At 70.2% G+C, this 14,418-nt stretch carries 17 protein-coding genes and 2 pseudogenes; 10 read left to right on the top strand and 9 right to left on the bottom strand.

Features of this window, described 5'->3' with window-relative positions:
- A pseudogene (locus OWC43_RS14175) lies at nt 1-79 on the top strand (elongation factor Tu); the annotation flags it as partial.
- Nucleotides 80-290: 211 nt separating this feature from the next.
- Complete coding sequence (locus OWC43_RS14170; protein WP_393957107.1) at nt 291-1,220, top strand: LysR family transcriptional regulator; 930 nt, start codon at nt 291-293, stop codon at nt 1,218-1,220.
- 20 nt (nt 1,221-1,240) lie between these two features.
- On the opposite strand, the gene OWC43_RS14165 is transcribed toward OWC43_RS14170, so the two are convergent.
- The 8 genes and pseudogenes from OWC43_RS14165 to OWC43_RS14130 form a co-directional block, all read right to left on the bottom strand.
- A complete protein-coding gene (locus OWC43_RS14165) occupies nt 1,241-1,693 on the bottom strand; it encodes a hypothetical protein (RefSeq protein WP_393957106.1) in 453 nt (150 codons plus the stop codon).
- Between the two features lie 67 nt (nt 1,694-1,760).
- Nucleotides 1,761-2,798: a GTPase ObgE gene (gene obgE, locus OWC43_RS14160; RefSeq protein WP_137831658.1), complete on the bottom strand. Its 1,038-nt coding sequence runs from the start codon at nt 2,796-2,798 to the stop codon at nt 1,761-1,763.
- A gap of 23 nt (nt 2,799-2,821) precedes the next feature.
- On the bottom strand, nt 2,822-3,304 hold the full coding sequence (locus OWC43_RS14155) for a hypothetical protein (protein WP_393957105.1): 483 nt from the start codon (nt 3,302-3,304) through the stop codon (nt 2,822-2,824).
- The gene (locus OWC43_RS14150) at nt 3,301-3,909 is read right to left on the bottom strand and encodes a GNAT family N-acetyltransferase (RefSeq protein WP_393957104.1); all 609 of its coding nucleotides are present in this window, start codon (nt 3,907-3,909) and stop codon (nt 3,301-3,303) included. Before OWC43_RS14150 ends, OWC43_RS14155 begins: the two co-directional genes overlap by 4 nt.
- A gap of 254 nt (nt 3,910-4,163) precedes the next feature.
- Nucleotides 4,164-4,430, bottom strand: coding sequence for a 50S ribosomal protein L27 (gene rpmA, locus OWC43_RS14145; protein WP_137831655.1), 267 nt, complete (start codon nt 4,428-4,430; stop codon nt 4,164-4,166).
- A 121-nt stretch (nt 4,431-4,551) separates the two neighbouring features.
- A pseudogene (rplU, locus tag OWC43_RS14140) lies at nt 4,552-4,860 on the bottom strand (50S ribosomal protein L21); the annotation flags it as partial.
- A gap of 151 nt (nt 4,861-5,011) precedes the next feature.
- A complete protein-coding gene (locus OWC43_RS14135) occupies nt 5,012-5,881 on the bottom strand; it encodes a DUF3658 domain-containing protein (RefSeq protein ID WP_393957103.1) in 870 nt (289 codons plus the stop codon).
- A 157-nt stretch (nt 5,882-6,038) separates the two neighbouring features.
- Nucleotides 6,039-7,583 (bottom strand): helicase HerA-like domain-containing protein, encoded by a 1,545-nt coding sequence (locus tag OWC43_RS14130; protein ID WP_393957102.1) that lies wholly within the window; start codon nt 7,581-7,583, stop codon nt 6,039-6,041.
- A 216-nt stretch (nt 7,584-7,799) separates the two neighbouring features.
- Here OWC43_RS14130 and OWC43_RS14125 point away from each other — a divergent pair, with 216 nt between their 5' ends.
- The 5 genes from OWC43_RS14125 to OWC43_RS14105 all read left to right on the top strand — a co-directional run bounded on the left by OWC43_RS14125 (nt 7,800) and on the right by OWC43_RS14105 (nt 11,417).
- Nucleotides 7,800-8,192, top strand: coding sequence for a DUF2267 domain-containing protein (locus OWC43_RS14125; RefSeq protein WP_137831652.1), 393 nt, complete (start codon nt 7,800-7,802; stop codon nt 8,190-8,192).
- A 220-nt stretch (nt 8,193-8,412) separates the two neighbouring features.
- Nucleotides 8,413-9,411: a GNAT family N-acetyltransferase gene (locus OWC43_RS14120; RefSeq protein ID WP_137831651.1), complete on the top strand. Its 999-nt coding sequence runs from the start codon at nt 8,413-8,415 to the stop codon at nt 9,409-9,411.
- Nucleotides 9,412-9,477: 66 nt separating this feature from the next.
- Nucleotides 9,478-10,641, top strand: a complete 1,164-nt coding sequence (locus OWC43_RS14115) for an MFS transporter (RefSeq protein WP_393957101.1) — start codon at nt 9,478-9,480, stop codon at nt 10,639-10,641.
- Nucleotides 10,642-10,712: 71 nt separating this feature from the next.
- Complete coding sequence (locus tag OWC43_RS14110) at nt 10,713-10,841, top strand: TFIIS helical bundle-like domain containing protein (protein WP_137831649.1); 129 nt, start codon at nt 10,713-10,715, stop codon at nt 10,839-10,841.
- A 339-nt stretch (nt 10,842-11,180) separates the two neighbouring features.
- Nucleotides 11,181-11,417 (top strand): hypothetical protein, encoded by a 237-nt coding sequence (locus tag OWC43_RS14105; protein WP_137831648.1) that lies wholly within the window; start codon nt 11,181-11,183, stop codon nt 11,415-11,417.
- 16 nt (nt 11,418-11,433) lie between these two features.
- Here OWC43_RS14105 and OWC43_RS14100 read toward each other — a convergent pair whose 3' ends face one another.
- Nucleotides 11,434-12,627 (bottom strand): patatin-like phospholipase family protein, encoded by a 1,194-nt coding sequence (locus OWC43_RS14100; protein WP_171015609.1) that lies wholly within the window; start codon nt 12,625-12,627, stop codon nt 11,434-11,436.
- A gap of 301 nt (nt 12,628-12,928) precedes the next feature.
- Here OWC43_RS14100 and OWC43_RS14095 point away from each other — a divergent pair, with 301 nt between their 5' ends.
- The 3 genes from OWC43_RS14095 to OWC43_RS14085 all read left to right on the top strand — a co-directional run bounded on the left by OWC43_RS14095 (nt 12,929) and on the right by OWC43_RS14085 (nt 14,371).
- Nucleotides 12,929-13,486 carry a ComEA family DNA-binding protein gene (locus OWC43_RS14095; RefSeq protein ID WP_393957100.1) on the top strand — a complete coding sequence of 186 codons (558 nt, stop codon included), beginning with the start codon at nt 12,929-12,931 and terminating at the stop codon, nt 13,484-13,486.
- A gap of 169 nt (nt 13,487-13,655) precedes the next feature.
- A complete protein-coding gene (locus OWC43_RS14090; RefSeq protein ID WP_110351010.1) occupies nt 13,656-13,871 on the top strand; it encodes a hypothetical protein in 216 nt (71 codons plus the stop codon).
- Nucleotides 13,868-14,371, top strand: a complete 504-nt coding sequence (locus OWC43_RS14085) for a DUF3016 domain-containing protein (RefSeq protein ID WP_393957099.1) — start codon at nt 13,868-13,870, stop codon at nt 14,369-14,371. Before OWC43_RS14090 ends, OWC43_RS14085 begins: the two co-directional genes overlap by 4 nt.
- The last annotated feature ends 47 nt before the right edge of the window (nt 14,372-14,418 follow it).

Below are 14,418 nucleotides of genomic sequence, written 5' to 3'. Positions count from 1 at the left end.
GGAAGAGAAGCTGCGCTTCGCCATCCGCGAGGGTGGCCGCACCGTCGGTGCCGGCGTCGTCGCCGCCATCAACGACTAATCTTTTCGGACTGGGCGCACGGCTTCGCGCGTGCGCCTTTCTGGCGAGACTTGGGGAAGGGCCGGCGAGAGCCGGCCCTTTTCTTTTGGGTCGTCGGAAGCCCCGAAAACCGACGCCGTCCAGCGCGTTGCGGCGCTCCGCTTGAGCCCGTCTCCGCCCCGTCCTACCACGATCCGAGGCCCCTCCCCGCGGGCCGCCGGGATCGTGCCGCGTGATCGACAAGCTGGAATTCCTGCTGGCGCTCGCCCGCGAGCAGCATTTCGGTCGCGCGGCGGAAGCTTGCGGCGTGACCCAGCAGACCCTGTCGGCCGGGGTGAAGAGCCTGGAGGACCGTTTCGGCGTGCGCCTCGTCCAGCGCGGCTCACGCTTCCAGGGTTTCACCCCCGAGGGTGATCGGGTGCTGGCCTGGGGCCGGCGCATCGTCGGCGATGCCCGTGCCATGCAGGACGACGTGGCGTCGCTGCGCCGCGGCCTGTCGGGCCATCTCCGCATCGCCGCGGTGCCGACTGCCCTGCCGATGGTCGCCGCGCTCACCACCCCCTACCGGGTGCGCTACCCCAACGTGCGCTTCAGCGTGTTCTCGACGACCTCGGAGGACATTTTTTCGCTGATCGACAACCTCGAGGCCGATGCAGGGCTGACCTACATCGACAACGAGCCCCTCGGCCGCGTCACCACCGTGCCGCTCTACACGGAGCATTACCAACTGCTGACCGCGGCGGGCGGCCCCTATGCCGAGCGCGCCAGCGTTACCTGGGCGGAACTGGCACAAATTCCCCTCTGCCTGCTGACGCCCAACATGCAGAATCGCCGGATCATCGACGAGCAGCTCCGCAAGGCCGGCGGCCAACCCGCGCCGACGCTCGAATCGAATTCCATGGTGGTGCTGATGACCCATGTGCGCACGCTGCAATGGGCGAGCGTGATGCCGGCGATCCTCGCCGATGCGCTGGGTCCCACCGAGGGATTGCGGGCGATCCCCATCGTCGACCCGGACCTTCGCCACGCTATCGGCCTCGTCGCGCCCCGTCGCGATCCGGCGACCCCGATGGTCACGGCACTCCTCACCGTCGCCCGGGCGGTGGCCCGCACCCTGGACGACGCCGACCCCGCGCCGACCCTCTTGCACGGGTCAGCGTGAGGGGGATTGGTGTGAGGAAATCAGGAGCGGTCGGCGCGCTCGATCACCGCGCAGAGAGTGAGCGGCGCCTGATCCTTCGTCATGGTCGAACAGGTGACGAGCGCGCCCCCGGCCTCGACATTGCTGTGGCGCAGGCGCTCCGCGCCGTCCCGCGCGCGCTTGGCGGCATCGCGGAGCAGGTCCGCCGCGATTCCCGTCACGGCGTAGCCGGCCTTGGCGAACAGATCGTAATAGGCGTCCGGCGGGCTCGCCCCCCGGTGCTGCGCTCCGACCGAGGACGGGTGCATCCCGCCGCAGGAGAGCGTCAGCGAGGTGTCCGGGCCGGCATCGAAGCGCGCGAAATCGGCGCTACGCTCGGCCATCCGCGCCCCGGTCGCCCCGGTGACGCGGTCGATCAGGTCGGTGCAGGACGGTTCGGCGCGGGCGGCGCTCGCGCAGAGCAGAAGGGGCAGAAGGAGGAGCGGGCGGCGCATGGTCCCATGCTACCCCGGCTGCCGAGAATGGGTCAGGGGCGGCGCTGAGGCGTAACGACGCTGCGCCTCAGGGCTGCCAGGGTGCGGCCGGCTCCGCGGTCTCGGCTTCCGCGGCATCGCCCGCATCGAGCTTGGCCTGAATCGCCCGCAGGGCTTCCTGCACGCCCTCCCCGGAGGCCGCCGAGAGCACCATGGCGTTGCGTCCCGCCGCCCGCTTCAGCCGGGCGAGCTGTTGCTTGCGCGTGTCCGGGTCGAGCGCGTCGGCCTTGGAGAGGGCGACGATCTCGGGCTTGTCCTCCAGGCCGCCGCCATAGGCTTCGAGTTCGCGCCGGACCAGCTTGTAGGCCTTGCCGGCATGCTCGCTCGTGCCCTCGACAAGGTGGAGCAGCACCCGGCAGCGCTCGACATGGGCCAGGAACCGGTCGCCGAGGCCGACGCCCTCATGGGCCCCCTCGATCAGGCCGGGAATGTCGGCGAGCACGAATTCGCGGGCATCCGAGCGCACGACGCCGAGGCCCGGATGCAGCGTGGTGAAGGGATAGTCGGCGATCTTGGGCTTGGCCGCGGTGACGGTGGCGAGGAACGTCGACTTGCCGGCATTCGGCAGGCCGACGAGGCCGGCATCGGCGATGAGCTTGAGGCGCAGGATCACCCACATCTCCTGGCCCTCGAGGCCGGGATTGGCGTGGCGCGGCGCCCGGTTGGTCGAGGTGGTGAAATAGGCGTTGCCGAAGCCGCCATTGCCGCCCTTGGCGAGCCGCACCCGCTGGCCGACCTCGGTCATGTCGGCGATCAGCGTCTCGCCGTCCTCGGACAGCACCTGCGTGCCCGCGGGCACCTGCAGCACCACGTCGTCGCCCTTGGCGCCGTGGCAGTTCGAGCCCATGCCGTGCTCGCCCTTGCGGGCCTTGAAATGCTGCCGGTAGCGGTAGTCGATCAGGGTGTTGAGGCCCTGCACGCACTCGATCCAGACATCGCCGCCGCGTCCGCCGTCGCCGCCGTTCGGCCCGCCGAACTCGATGAACTTTTCACGACGGAACGAGACGCAGCCGGGACCGCCGTCGCCGGAGCGCACGTAGACCTTGGCCTCATCCAGGAACTTCACGGTACGGCGTCTTTCGGTTGGGCTCAGGTCGCCGTGCGGCGGCACTGGCCTTCGAGGTTGAGGTACTGGATGCTGCGCAGGCCCGCCTCGAACCAGCCGCCCGACGCGGCCGAGGCCGGGCGGGTGGCGTTCTTGGCATCCCCGTACAGGTTGATGCGGATCGCCCCGTCGGGCGAGTTCAGCGTCGGCTCCTCGCCGTCCCGGTCATAGGTCCAGGCCGGGCGCGGCTCGAAGATGGTCTGTGCCCCGTCGGCCTCCTGCTGGAAGATCTGGGCGTATTCGCTGCCGCCGGTCGGGGCGGTGAAATAGAAACCGACCTTCGGATGACGGCTCGCGAAGTTGTAGAACTCGCAGTAGAGCCGAGCCTCCGCCGCCGCCTTCGGCGCCTCCGCCGCGGGAGCCGGCCGCGGCGGCGGCGCCGGATCGCGGCTGATCGAGGCCAGGAAGGCCGTGAGCGCGACCGCGGTGAGGCCGGCGCCGAGACCGGCCACGATGCGCGTCCTCATGCTGAGCCTCCCGCCAATCGTCCGCGCCGGTCGAGCCAGCCCGCCCGATCGAGCCGGAACGAATCGGCCGCCACGGTCTCGCCCCGCGCCACCGAGAAGAACGCCCCGCGCCCGTCCGGAACGAAGCCGCAGGCTTCCAGAATGCGCCGCGAGGCCGGATTGTCCAGCATCACCGAGGAGGCGAGGGACCGCCCGCCCGCATAGGCGAAGAAGGCCTCGACCATCGCCTCGGCCGCCTCGCGCATCAGCCCCTCGCCCCAGCAGGGCCGCCCGAGCCAGTAGCCGAGATGCGGTGCGTCCGTCGGCGCGTCGGTTTCCGGCCGCGACTCGATCCCGATGATGCCGACGGCGTGACCGGGGCTCGCCCGGCGACACAGCGCCATGACCAGCCCCTCCCCGGCGGCGTTGCCGGCGCGGGCCCGCAGCACCAAGCTTTCCGCCTCGTGCTGGGGCAACGGCGTGGGGATCACTGAGGTCCTGCGGGCGACCGCCGGATCGCCCGCGAGGCGGGCGATGGCGTCGGCGTCGCGGGCCATCGGCCAGCGCAGCCACAGCCGCCGGGTCTCGATGCGAAAGACGTCGTCTCGGGTCAGATCGGGGAACATCCGCGTCCGCTCTCGGGTCCGGCGCCGCGCCTGCCTCGCAAGGTTCCCGCCGCGCCGTCGCACGGGAGCGGCGGCGACCGGGGGGATGTGCGAGGCAGGCTGACAGCGACCGTGCGGGACGACGAAGGGGGAGGATGGTGGCCCATCCTCCCCCGTGTTCCGATCCTCGGCTCCATCGAAGCCGCGACCGTCCGCCGGTTCGGTGTGGGACACCGGCGGGACGCTCGCTTCGTCGATGACGAGACTGTCCGCCGTTACTCCGCGGCCTGGGCCAGCGGTACGACCGCTACGAAGGCGCGGCCGCGCCGGGTCTCGAACTGCACCTTGCCCTCGACGAGCGCGAACAGGGTGTGGTCCTTGCCCATGCCGACATTGGTGCCGGGATGCCACTTCGTGCCGCGCTGGCGCACGATGATGTTGCCCGGGATGACGGCCTCAGAGCCGAACTTCTTCACGCCGAGGCGCTGGCCGGCGGAGTCGCGGCCGTTGCGGGACGAGCCGCCTGCTTTTTTATGTGCCATGGGATTGCTCCGGAATGTCTCTGGGAATCAGCGTTCGGGCTTACTCGGCGGCGGCAGGTGCCGGCTCGGCCGATTCGGCCTTCTTCGCCTTGCGCGGCTCGGCCTTCGAGGACTTGCCGCCGGCGCTGATCTCGGTGATGCGCACGACGGTGAAGTCCTGACGGTGGCCGCGGCGGCGACGCGAGTTCTGGCGGCGGCGCTTCTTGAAGGCGATGACCTTGCGGGTGCGGCCGTGCTGGACGATCTCGCCGGTCACGCCGATGCCCGACAGGAGCGGGGTGCCGACCTGGGTGGCCTCGCCGTCGCCGAACAGGAGCACGTCGCCGAAGGTGACGGAGGCGCCGGCCTCGCCCTCGAGCGTGGCAATGGTGATGACGTCGTTGGCGGCAACGCGATACTGCTTGCCGCCGGTCTTGATGACTGCGAACATCGTTGTCTCTCGTGTTCTCTGCCGGCCTCCGGCGCCGCGAGGAGCCTGGGCCGTCTTCTTGTTCAGGTCATCCGCGCCTCGTCCGGCTGGGCCGTGGGCGCGAACGCGAAACGCGCGGACTTCGTCGAGGAAGCCGCGCGTTGCGGCTGCCTTAAAGTGTGATCGGGCGGTCTGTCAATCGTGGCGGGTCCCCGGCTAGGGCGTGGGAGGGCGGCTCGCCCAATGTGGCCGGCCGTACCCTGATCTGCGTATCGTGGACGGACGTGAAGCCGCCGCGCCCTTCGATGATGCCCGCATCGATCAAGGCGAACAGGCGGGAGACCAGGATCAGATCGCGAGCTTGATCGACGCCGTCCTCCGCATGAGCGCCGATAACGCAGCCGGCCGGATAAGCCATGCCGCGCCAGTCCGGCGGACAGAACGCGCGCAGCATTCCGTCGAAGACGTCGATTCCCGCCGACACGAGGGTGCCCTGCCGCACGATCCGGATGGGGGCGATTTCGGCTCGCAGCGTGTCCCAGAGGAGCCTGTCGGCCGCCCGCTGCTCCGGCGAGAGGGTGGTGGCCCGCTCGGTCAATCGTTCCCGCTGGATCGTCTCGGCGTTCAGGCAGCCGACGGCCCTGACGGGAATTCGATCCGGCTGCGTCGGGGTCCGATGCGCCGGGGGAACCTCGACGTCCGTGAGATCGACCGCGCGGAACGGGCGCGTCCCCATCCATTCGTTGAAGCCCAGGAAGTTGGCGAACTCGACCACCGATCTGCGCGAATACCAAGCGATGCAGTCCGTCGCTCCCGCCCCGATCTCGGTCTCGATCGCGTCCCAGACTGCCACCTGATCGGCCACTCCCTGCCATGCGAAGCCGAAATCCCGTTCGATCGCCTCGGCACGCCGCCGCGGATCGGGCGAATCGATCGACCCGAAACTCAGGTCGTCCCAGAAGGCGAGGGTGCGATCGTCAGGGAAAGCTTGCCGAAGCGAGGCTCGCGCGGATGGATCGAAGGCGATATGCAGATAAGACATCGGAGATTCGTATGAAAAGACTATCTTATCGCCGCAATTCGCGCATTAATCCAGTAATAAACGGTTGCGACGATGACATTGTCTGATCAGCCGACATCGATCCGCCCGCCTCGGTGACGAAAAGTCGAAGGCCGCGCCATCCCGCTCGCGGCGCCCCCTACTTCTTCGTCAGCCCCCCGAGCACGTTGCGAAGTATCGCGTTGCCCACCTCGGTGCCGACCTTGCGCGCCATGGAGCGCGCGGCATTCCCCAAAACCTGCTCGACGAGGCTCGGCGGCGGGCGGCGGCTCCGGCCCTTGCCCTTGGGCGCCTCGGCACCGCTGCCCAGCACGGAGCCGAGCCAGCCGCCCAGCATGCCGCCGAGGCCCCCTTCCGTTTGAGCGGCGGCTTCCGCCGGGGCGCTGTCGAGATCCTTGCGCTTGGCGAGCATCTCGTAGGCGCTCTCGTTGTCGACCGCCTCGTCGTATTTTCCGCGATAGGGGCTGGCGGCAATGACGCTTGCGCGTTCCTGCGGCGTCAGCGGGCCCACCCTCCCCTGCGGCGGGGCGATCAGCGCCCGCTCGACCATGGAAGGCGTGCCCTTGGCCTCCAGGAAGCTCACCAAAGCCTCGCCGACGGCGAGTTCGGTGATGGCTTTGGCCACGTCGAAGCCGGGGTTCTGGCGAAAGGTCTCGGCGGCGGCGCGCACGGCGCGCTGGTCGCGGGGGGTGAAGGCGCGCAGGGCGTGCTGCACCCGGTTGCCGAGCTGGCCCAGCACGGTTTCCGGCACGTCGAGCGGGTTCTGCGTCACGAAATAGACGCCGACGCCCTTGGAGCGGATCAGCCGAACCACCTGCTCCACGGCGTCGAGGAGGGCCTTCGGCGCGTCGTTGAACAGCAGGTGCGCCTCGTCGAAGAAGAACACGAGCTTGGGCTTGTCGAGGTCGCCCACCTCGGGCAGCTGCTCGAACAGCTCCGAGAGCATCCACAGCAGGAACGAGGCGTAGAGGCGCGGCCGCTGCATCAGCTTGTCGGCGGCCAGGATGTTGACGAAGCCCCGCCCCTCCCGGTCGGTGCGCATGAAATCGGACAGGTTCAGCGCCGGTTCGCCCAGGAACTTGTCGGCGCCCTGGTTCTCCAGCACGAGCAGAGCCCGCTGGATCGCGCCGATCGAGGCGGACGAGACATTGCCGTAGGTCGCCGACAGCGCCTTGGCGTTCTCCGACAGGAAGGTGAGGAGCGCGCGCAGATCCTTCAGGTCGATGAGCGGCCACTGGTTCTCGTCGGCCACCCGGAAGGCGATGTTGAGCACGCCCTCCTGGGTGTCGTTGAGTTCGAGCAGGCGCGCCAGCAGCAGCGGGCCCATCTCGGTGATCGTGCAGCGGATCGGGTGACCCTGCTCGCCGAACAGGTCCCAGAACACGGTGGGGAACCGGTCGGGCTCGTAAACGATGCCCAGTTCCTCGGCCCGCTTGACGAAGTGAGGCTTGGCCTCGCCCGCGGCGGCGAGCCCGGACAGGTCGCCCTTAATGTCGGCGGCGAAGACCGGGACGCCCGCATTGGAGAATCCTTCGGCCAACACCTGGAGCGTCACGGTCTTGCCGGTGCCGGTCGCGCCCGCCACGAGGCCGTGCCGGTTGGCCAGCCGCAGCGTCAGCACCTCGGGCTTGGGATTCGAGCCCGTGCTCCGGCCGACCAGGATGGTGCCCGTATCCGCGCTCATATGTCCCCCGACCGACCTGCGACTGTCCCGGACGGCCGAGGTTAAGGCCGCAGGGCGTCATGATCCAGGGGGCCGCGCGGAGCGAACGACCTCGGGCCGCGGAAGGCGGCCACGGGCGCGTGAGGCCGTGCCGGAAGCGGGGCGATGGCCTCGGCAACCCTTGATTTCGCGGCGGCCACATCGGACAGACGATTCGCACCGAGAAGGACGAGGTTCATGGAAGAGCTGATTGCCCGCGTCACCAACCGCACGGGACTCGACGCGGCGACCGCCAAGACCGCGATCGGCCATATCCTAGCCTTCCTGCAGAAGGAGGGGCCGGCGACCGAGGTCAGCCAGTTGCTCGCCGCCCTCCCCGGCTCCGAGACCGCCATCGCCGAGGCGAACGCCGCCGAGGGCGGCGGGGGCGGGCTGATGGGCATGCTCGGCGGCATGATGGGCGGCGGCGGCGTGATGGCGCTCGGCCAGAAACTGATCTCGGCGGGCGTGCCGATGAATCAGATGCAGCCGCTCGGCCAGGAACTGTTCGCCTATGGCCGCGAGACGGTGGGCGAGGACACGATGGGCCCGATCGTCGCCTCCATCCCCGGCCTGAACCAGTTCGTGTGAGCCGCGAAACGCGCTCGGCAAGGGCTTGAAATCGTGAGCCGGATTTCTTCGCCGGCTTCATCGCCCGATCTTGCGCGGGGCGCCCCGCTTCCTCGCGCAAGCCCCTGTCCGGCAAACGATTCCTCCGTCATAAAAGCGTGCGGCCTTCGTGGTGTTGTCGCCGCGCGTTGAAGGGGCCGCGGACGCGTTCGCCACGCCTCGACGGGACGGATCTGTGCCGATGCTGCCGAATTTTTCCCCGCGCGAGGCCGGTGCGGCGTGGAAGGCCGGCTGGGAGGCGAAGGTGCAGGCGCCCTTCGCCCGCTTTCGTCAGACCTTCGAGGGGGGTGACATCGTGTTGCCCGGCGGCGCACCGATCCTGCTGAAGCCCCGCCGCAAGGCGCTGCTGACCGAGCCGGGGCTCGATCCCTGCCTCGGCCGGATCGGCCAACTGGAGGTGCGGCTCGCCACCACCAAATCCGAGATCCGCCGGGCCCAGCGCCTGCGCTTCGGCGTGTTCTACGAGGAGATGTCGGCGGTGCCGACGGGCTTCGCCGCGCTCAAGCGCCGGGATATCGATGCCTACGACGCGGTCTGCGACCATCTCCTCGTGATCGATCACGCGGCGACCGAGGCGAAGCCCTTCCGCAAGCCCCGCCCCAAGGTGGTCGGCACCTACCGCCTGCTGCGCCAGGCCCGGGCGGAGGCGCATTTCGGCTTCTACTCGGCGGGCGAATACGACCTCGCCCCGCTCATCGAGCGCCATCCGGACAAACGCTTCCTGGAACTCGGCCGCTCCTGCGTGCTCAAGCCCTACCGCACCAAGCGCACGGTCGAGCTGCTGTGGCACGGCATCTGGGCCTATGTGCTGCATCACCGCATCGACGCGATGCTCGGCTGCGCGAGCCTGGAGGGCACCGATCCGGACCGCCTCGCGCTGCCCCTGAGCTTCCTCCACCACCACGCCCGCGCCCCCGAGGCGTGGCGGGCCCGTGCGCTGCCGGAGCGCTACGTGCCGATGGATCGGCTCGCCCGCGAGGCCGTCGATCCCAAGGCCGCCCTCGCGAGCCTGCCCCCGCTGATGAAGGGGTATCTGCGGGTCGGCGCCACCTTCGGCGACGGCGCGGTGATCGACCGGCAGTTCGGCACCACCGACGTGTTCGTGGTGCTGCCGGTCTCGGCGATCGCGGCGCGCTACATCGGCCATTTCGGCGCGGGTGCGGATCGGCACGCCGCCTGATCGACCCGGGTTGCCGGCGGGAAGGAAGGCTGCTCAGGCAGGCGTCCTCCCCTCGCCCGAAGTCGCATGTCCGTCCTCGTTGCTCCCTCCGACCGTGATCGCCTCGGCGCGATGTCCGCGGCCATCGCCTGTGTCGCGGTGGTGGGCATCGGGCTCGGCCTGTCGATTCCGCTGCTTTCGCTCGAGATGGAGCGGATGGGCGCCTCGAGCGTCGTCATCGGCCTCAACACGGCGGTGGCGGGTCTGGCCGCGATCCTGACCGTGCCGTTCGTGCCGCGGCTCGCGGCCAAGCTCGGCGTGGTGCGCCTGCTGGCGCTGGCGATCGGGCTCGGCGGCCTCTGCCTCGTCGCCTTCAAGCTGCTGCCGCATCTCGCCCTATGGTTTCCCCTGCGCTTCGTCTTCTCGACGACGCTCGGGGCCTTGTTCGTGCTGTCGGAGTTCTGGATCAACGATGCGGCGCCGCCGGAGCGGCGCGGCCTCGTGATGGGCATCTACGCCACGGTGCTGGCCCTCGGCTTCGCCGTCGGGCCGGCCCTCCTGACTCTGCTCGGAACGGAGGGCTTCGCCCCCTATCTCGCGGGTGCCGGCCTGTTCTTCCTCGGGCTGCTGCCGCTCGCCCTGGCCCGCACGCTCTCGCCGGCTCTGGCCCATGGCGAGGGCGGCCGGCTCGCGACCTATCTGCGGCTGGCCCCCGTGGCGGTGCTCGCCGCCGCACTCTACGGCGCCGTCGAGGCGGGCGCCTTCGCGATCCTCCCGCTCTACGGCCTGCGGATCGGCCTCGACGCCCGGGCCGCGGCCGGCCTGGTCAGCGCGGCGGCCCTGGGCAACGTGCTGTTCCAGATCCCCGTGGGTCTCCTCGCCGATCGGGTCGACCGCCGCGCGGTGATGCTCGGTGCGAGCCTCCTGGGGGCGCTCGGCGCCGCGCTGATCCCCGCCGCCTCCGGCTCCTTCGCCGCGCTCGCGACGCTGATCTTCGCCTGGGGCGGCATCGCCGGCACGCTCTACACCGTCGGCCTCGCCCATCTCGGGGCATCCCTGCGGGGGCCCGATCTCGCGGGCGCCAACGCCGCCTTCGTGATGCTCTACAATGTCGGGCTGATGCTCGGGCCTCCCCTCGTCGGCGGCGGCATGGATCTCGCCCCGCCCCACGGCTTCGCTGGGGCGCTCGCCCTCCTGTTCGTGGCCTTCGCACTCCCGGTGGCGACGAGCCTGTGGCGGCGACCGGCTTGACGGAACGCCGCGGCGGGGCGGACCGTTAACGGCAGAAGCTGCACCGTTCCCCCTCGCACGCGGAGCCCGCCATGAGCCTGATCGGCCGCCTCGTCACCAAGATCCTCGGCACCGAGGACCGCCCGGTCGTGCGCGACGACCGCAACGCCGGATCGAGCAATTCGATCGGTCGTCTGGTGACCAAGATCCTTCGCAAATAATTTTTGGGAAGTTTCGCCACGGGCAGAGGTCGTTCGTTGATGCGAGCGGCCTCTGCCCGTCTGCGTTCGGTGGGGTGCGCTGCGCCGATATACCCCTTTTCGCGCCCGCAGCTCGGCTGCGGTCCAGGGAGCGCTCGACTTTGGCATGGTGACGGGATCCCGTCCGCCTTGACGCAGCGGAAGACGACGTCGGGAAAGGGCGCGAGTGGCACCGTACTCTCGGGCCGAGCTTATGATTTCCTCATTTCACCAGCCCGTCTTCCCGCTCGAATCCTCACGGCCGCGCCCGCACATTCCCGACGCGGTCCGCTTCCCCGACCGCGTCACCCCCGCACGATCATGTCCGTATCGCTTTCCGCTGCCCCGACGCTCGTCGAGCCTCCCCCGGCCCGCATCGCGTTGAGCTACGTCGTCGGGCAGGATTGTCGGGGGCGCTGGGTCGCTCTGGAATGCCACGGCCTCGGCGGCGGCCTGTTCCGCAGCCGTGAGGCGGCCATCCGCTACGCCGCCGCCGAGACCGGCCGCCGGGACGGCGCGGTGCGCCTCAGCCTCGAGCCGCTGACGATGGCGCTCTGACGCGGTTCCCGCGTCCTCAGCGCCCGGCCACCGCCTCCTGCACCACGTCCTTCACGAGGGGGGCGGCCGGGACGTCCCGGTGCCAGAACCGGCCGGTACGGCCGGTCTCGTAGCCGAACTGGTAGAGGCTGCGCATGTAGCCGGTGTCGAAGCCGCGGGCCGTGCTGGCCTGGGGGGCGCGCTCGTCGATATAGGTCAGGTTGAAGCCGATGCCGTTGCGGCTCGCGAAGGCGTCGGTCGCCACCAGGGTGGCGCGGGAGCGCGCCCGGCTCGCCGTCGTGAACGACTTCTCGACGATCGAGAGCGTGTTGTTCCGGGTCACGTCGAATTCGGGCTCCAGCCGCCCGTTGATGACGACGAAGATGTCGGCCTTGCCGGCGCTCTTGATGCGCCCGTCGCGCACGAGGAACGATTGCGGGAGGGTGAAGACCGGCGTCACCACCGAGCCGTCCACATGCATCTCCTGGAAGGCGCGGCCTTCCGCCTGCACGTCGAGGAGTTGCGGCGGGAACACCGCCGGGATGCTCGCCGAGGCCGTCAGCACGTCGGTGAACAGCGAGACGGCGTTGGGCGCCCCGCTCGCCGCGATGGCGCCCATGTTCCAGATGACGGCGCGCTGCGAATCCAGATTCGTCGTCACCACGAGCAGGCGCCGCCCCTTGGCATGCTCCTCCGCCACCGCGCGCAGGAGGTCCGGCGTCACGTAGCGGGCGATCAGGTCGCGCAGGCGTCCGTCGCCGAACAGGCCCGAACCGAACAGCACGTTGGCGAGGCTCGGGCTCTGCACCAGCGAGCCGGCGATGCCGCTGGTGTAGATGTCGGTGAGATAGGGATCGTAGGCCGGTCCGAGGAAGGCGAACGGGGCGATCAGCGCGCCGGTCGAGACGCCTGAGACGATGGTGAAGTCCGGCCGCGTGCCCGATGCCGTCCAGCCGTTGAGCACCCCCGCGCCGTAGGCGCCGTCGCCGCCGCCGCCCGAGAGGGCGAGGTAGCTGAAGGCCTGCCGCTTGCGCTCGGGCGAGGCCGCCATCGTGACGAATTCCGCCGCGGAGGCGTCGGCATAGGCCCGCACGCCGACCATCCCCGGCACGGACGCCGCCTCGGCCTCGGCCTTCGTGTAGGCGGTGCGCGGCAGCGAGGAGCAGGCGGCGGCCTGGCCCGCGACGAGCACGGCCGCGATCAGGCGGGACCAGCGGGAACGAGGAGACATCGGTCGGATCCCATGAGCCCGGGCGAACGGCTCAGCTTATCACAGAACGAGCTTGGCCGTATCGCGTTCCCGCACGTCACGCGCGCAACCCCTTGGGCTGTGGTGCGGGCGGATCACAGCGTTCCGGCGAGGGCCGTCGCCTCGATTGTGCGCAAGCGGCCTGTGCACAGCCGGCTTTTCTAAGCTTCCGGCGTATGTCCGTCGCGGCGGAACGTCCTAAGATTGTTGAAGAAGCGCGACACGGCGGGTCGCGCCGGTTCCCGCCGGGCCGAACGTCCGGGATCGGAGGAGGAGGGCTCGGATGCTCAGCGGCTCGACGATCCTGCGCGTCCTCCTCGTCCTGGTGGCGGCGGCGGGCATCGCGGGGATCGTCCAATTCGTCTGGACACGGAGCGGCACCCCCGGATCGGCCGTGTCCACCGATGTATCCCCGCCCGTGGCCCCTGCGCCGCGGTCCGAGGCGAGCCGGCCCGTACCGCCACCGGAACCCGCGGAGCCCGCGCCGGTCGCGCCCGCACCACCCGCTTCGGCCGAGGCGCCGCCCGCCCCGGTCACCCCCCTGCCCCGCCGCGAGCCCGCTCCCGTCGCACCGGCCGCCCCCGCGACGCTTCCCTCGCCGCCCACTGCCGCGCCCGATCCGGCGGAGGTGGCGGCCGAGAACGCCCCGCCGCCCGCCGTGGCCCTGATCGATCTCAACACCGCGACGCTGGCCGAACTGAACGGGCTCAAGGGCGGCGGTGCGATCGGCCGGGCGATCATCGGGCACCGGCCCTACGCCTCGGTCGATCAACTCCTGTCGAAGCGCGTGCTCAACCGCGCCACCTATCAGCGCATCAAGGATCAGGTGACCGTGCGCTGACCGGTCCGACCGCCGCTGCGGTCGGCATGATGCGGCGGCCGAGCCGCGACGGCGACAGCGAACGGCGTCAACGCGGCTTCGCTGTTCGGGGAGGCGTCCGTCCCGACTGGTGCCCCGCCGCCGCAGGGCTTAAAGACGACAGGGTCGAGACCCCGACGCGAGGCGTTCCATGCAAACGACATCCGGCGCACCGATCCTCCGCCAGGATCTGGGTGTCGAGGAGACGACGGAATCCGACAACATCGTGCGCTGGGACGGCGAGCGGCTCTACGTCGAGCAGGACATCTACCACAACGGTCAGTTGGTCCACCGCAAGTACCGACGCACCATCACCGAGCCGGTGGCCCGGGCGCTGCAGGCGATCATCAAGCGCTCGCAGCAATGAGGCGATGGCTCGGAGCCGTGGCCGTCGCGGCGATGCTCGCCGCGCCGGTTCCGGCCCTGGCGCAGGTCCAGGTCCGCTTCGTCGCCCCCGAGCGCTACACCGATGCCGAGAACCGCTTCGGGTCCGGCCTGTCCCTGCGGGTGACGCTGGCCGAGATGCGCCGCCTGTTCGAGAGCCTGGGCAACCGGGTGCTGGGGCCGGGCCAGAGCCTCGACATCGACGTGCTCGACATCGACCTTGCCGGGTTCGACCAGCCGGGGGCGAATGTTCCCTTCGGCCTCCGGGTGGTCAACGACGTCACCCCGCCGCGCTTCCGCCTGGCCTACGTCCTGCGCGAGGGTCGGCGCACGCTGCTCGCGGCGGAGGAGACGGTCTCGGACCTGAACTTCCTGATGCGCTATGCCCGCTCCTCGTCCGGGCAGACCTTCTACTACGAGCGCGAAGTGCTGCGGGATTGGTTCCAGGCGCGCATCGTCGAGCGCCGACCGCCGCGGGGCTGAAGAGCGCACCGTCACAGGGCCGAGAACGGCCTGTGCCATGTCCGGGC

It is taken from the genome of Methylorubrum sp. POS3 (genome assembly GCF_043352485.1).
GTDB classification, from domain to species: domain Bacteria; phylum Pseudomonadota; class Alphaproteobacteria; order Rhizobiales; family Beijerinckiaceae; genus Methylobacterium; species Methylobacterium suomiense.
This window is presented reverse-complemented; position numbering and strand designations above follow the sequence as displayed.

Bases quoted from the DNA above. Each gene is read 5' to 3' on its own strand.
- OWC43_RS14125 (WP_137831652.1), top strand. From the start codon at position 7,800: ATGGAAGAGCTGATTGCCCGCGTCACCAACCGCACGGGACTCGACGCG.
- OWC43_RS14130 (WP_393957102.1), bottom strand. From the start codon at position 7,583: ATGAGCGCGGATACGGGCACCATCCTGGTCGGCCGGAGCACGGGCTCG.
- rpmA (WP_137831655.1), bottom strand. From the start codon at position 4,430: ATGGCACATAAAAAAGCAGGCGGCTCGTCCCGCAACGGCCGCGACTCC.
- OWC43_RS14115 (WP_393957101.1), top strand. From the start codon at position 9,478: ATGTCCGTCCTCGTTGCTCCCTCCGACCGTGATCGCCTCGGCGCGATG.
- OWC43_RS14090 (WP_110351010.1), top strand. From the start codon at position 13,656: ATGCAAACGACATCCGGCGCACCGATCCTCCGCCAGGATCTGGGTGTC.
- OWC43_RS14110 (WP_137831649.1), top strand. From the start codon at position 10,713: ATGAGCCTGATCGGCCGCCTCGTCACCAAGATCCTCGGCACCGAGGAC.
- OWC43_RS14150 (WP_393957104.1), bottom strand. From the start codon at position 3,909: ATGTTCCCCGATCTGACCCGAGACGACGTCTTTCGCATCGAGACCCGG.
- OWC43_RS14155 (WP_393957105.1), bottom strand. From the start codon at position 3,304: ATGAGGACGCGCATCGTGGCCGGTCTCGGCGCCGGCCTCACCGCGGTC.
- OWC43_RS14165 (WP_393957106.1), bottom strand. From the start codon at position 1,693: ATGCGCCGCCCGCTCCTCCTTCTGCCCCTTCTGCTCTGCGCGAGCGCC.
- OWC43_RS14135 (WP_393957103.1), bottom strand. From the start codon at position 5,881: ATGTCTTATCTGCATATCGCCTTCGATCCATCCGCGCGAGCCTCGCTT.
- OWC43_RS14095 (WP_393957100.1), top strand. From the start codon at position 12,929: ATGCTCAGCGGCTCGACGATCCTGCGCGTCCTCCTCGTCCTGGTGGCG.
- OWC43_RS14120 (WP_137831651.1), top strand. From the start codon at position 8,413: ATGCTGCCGAATTTTTCCCCGCGCGAGGCCGGTGCGGCGTGGAAGGCC.
- OWC43_RS14085 (WP_393957099.1), top strand. From the start codon at position 13,868: ATGAGGCGATGGCTCGGAGCCGTGGCCGTCGCGGCGATGCTCGCCGCG.
- OWC43_RS14105 (WP_137831648.1), top strand. From the start codon at position 11,181: ATGTCCGTATCGCTTTCCGCTGCCCCGACGCTCGTCGAGCCTCCCCCG.
- OWC43_RS14100 (WP_171015609.1), bottom strand. From the start codon at position 12,627: ATGTCTCCTCGTTCCCGCTGGTCCCGCCTGATCGCGGCCGTGCTCGTC.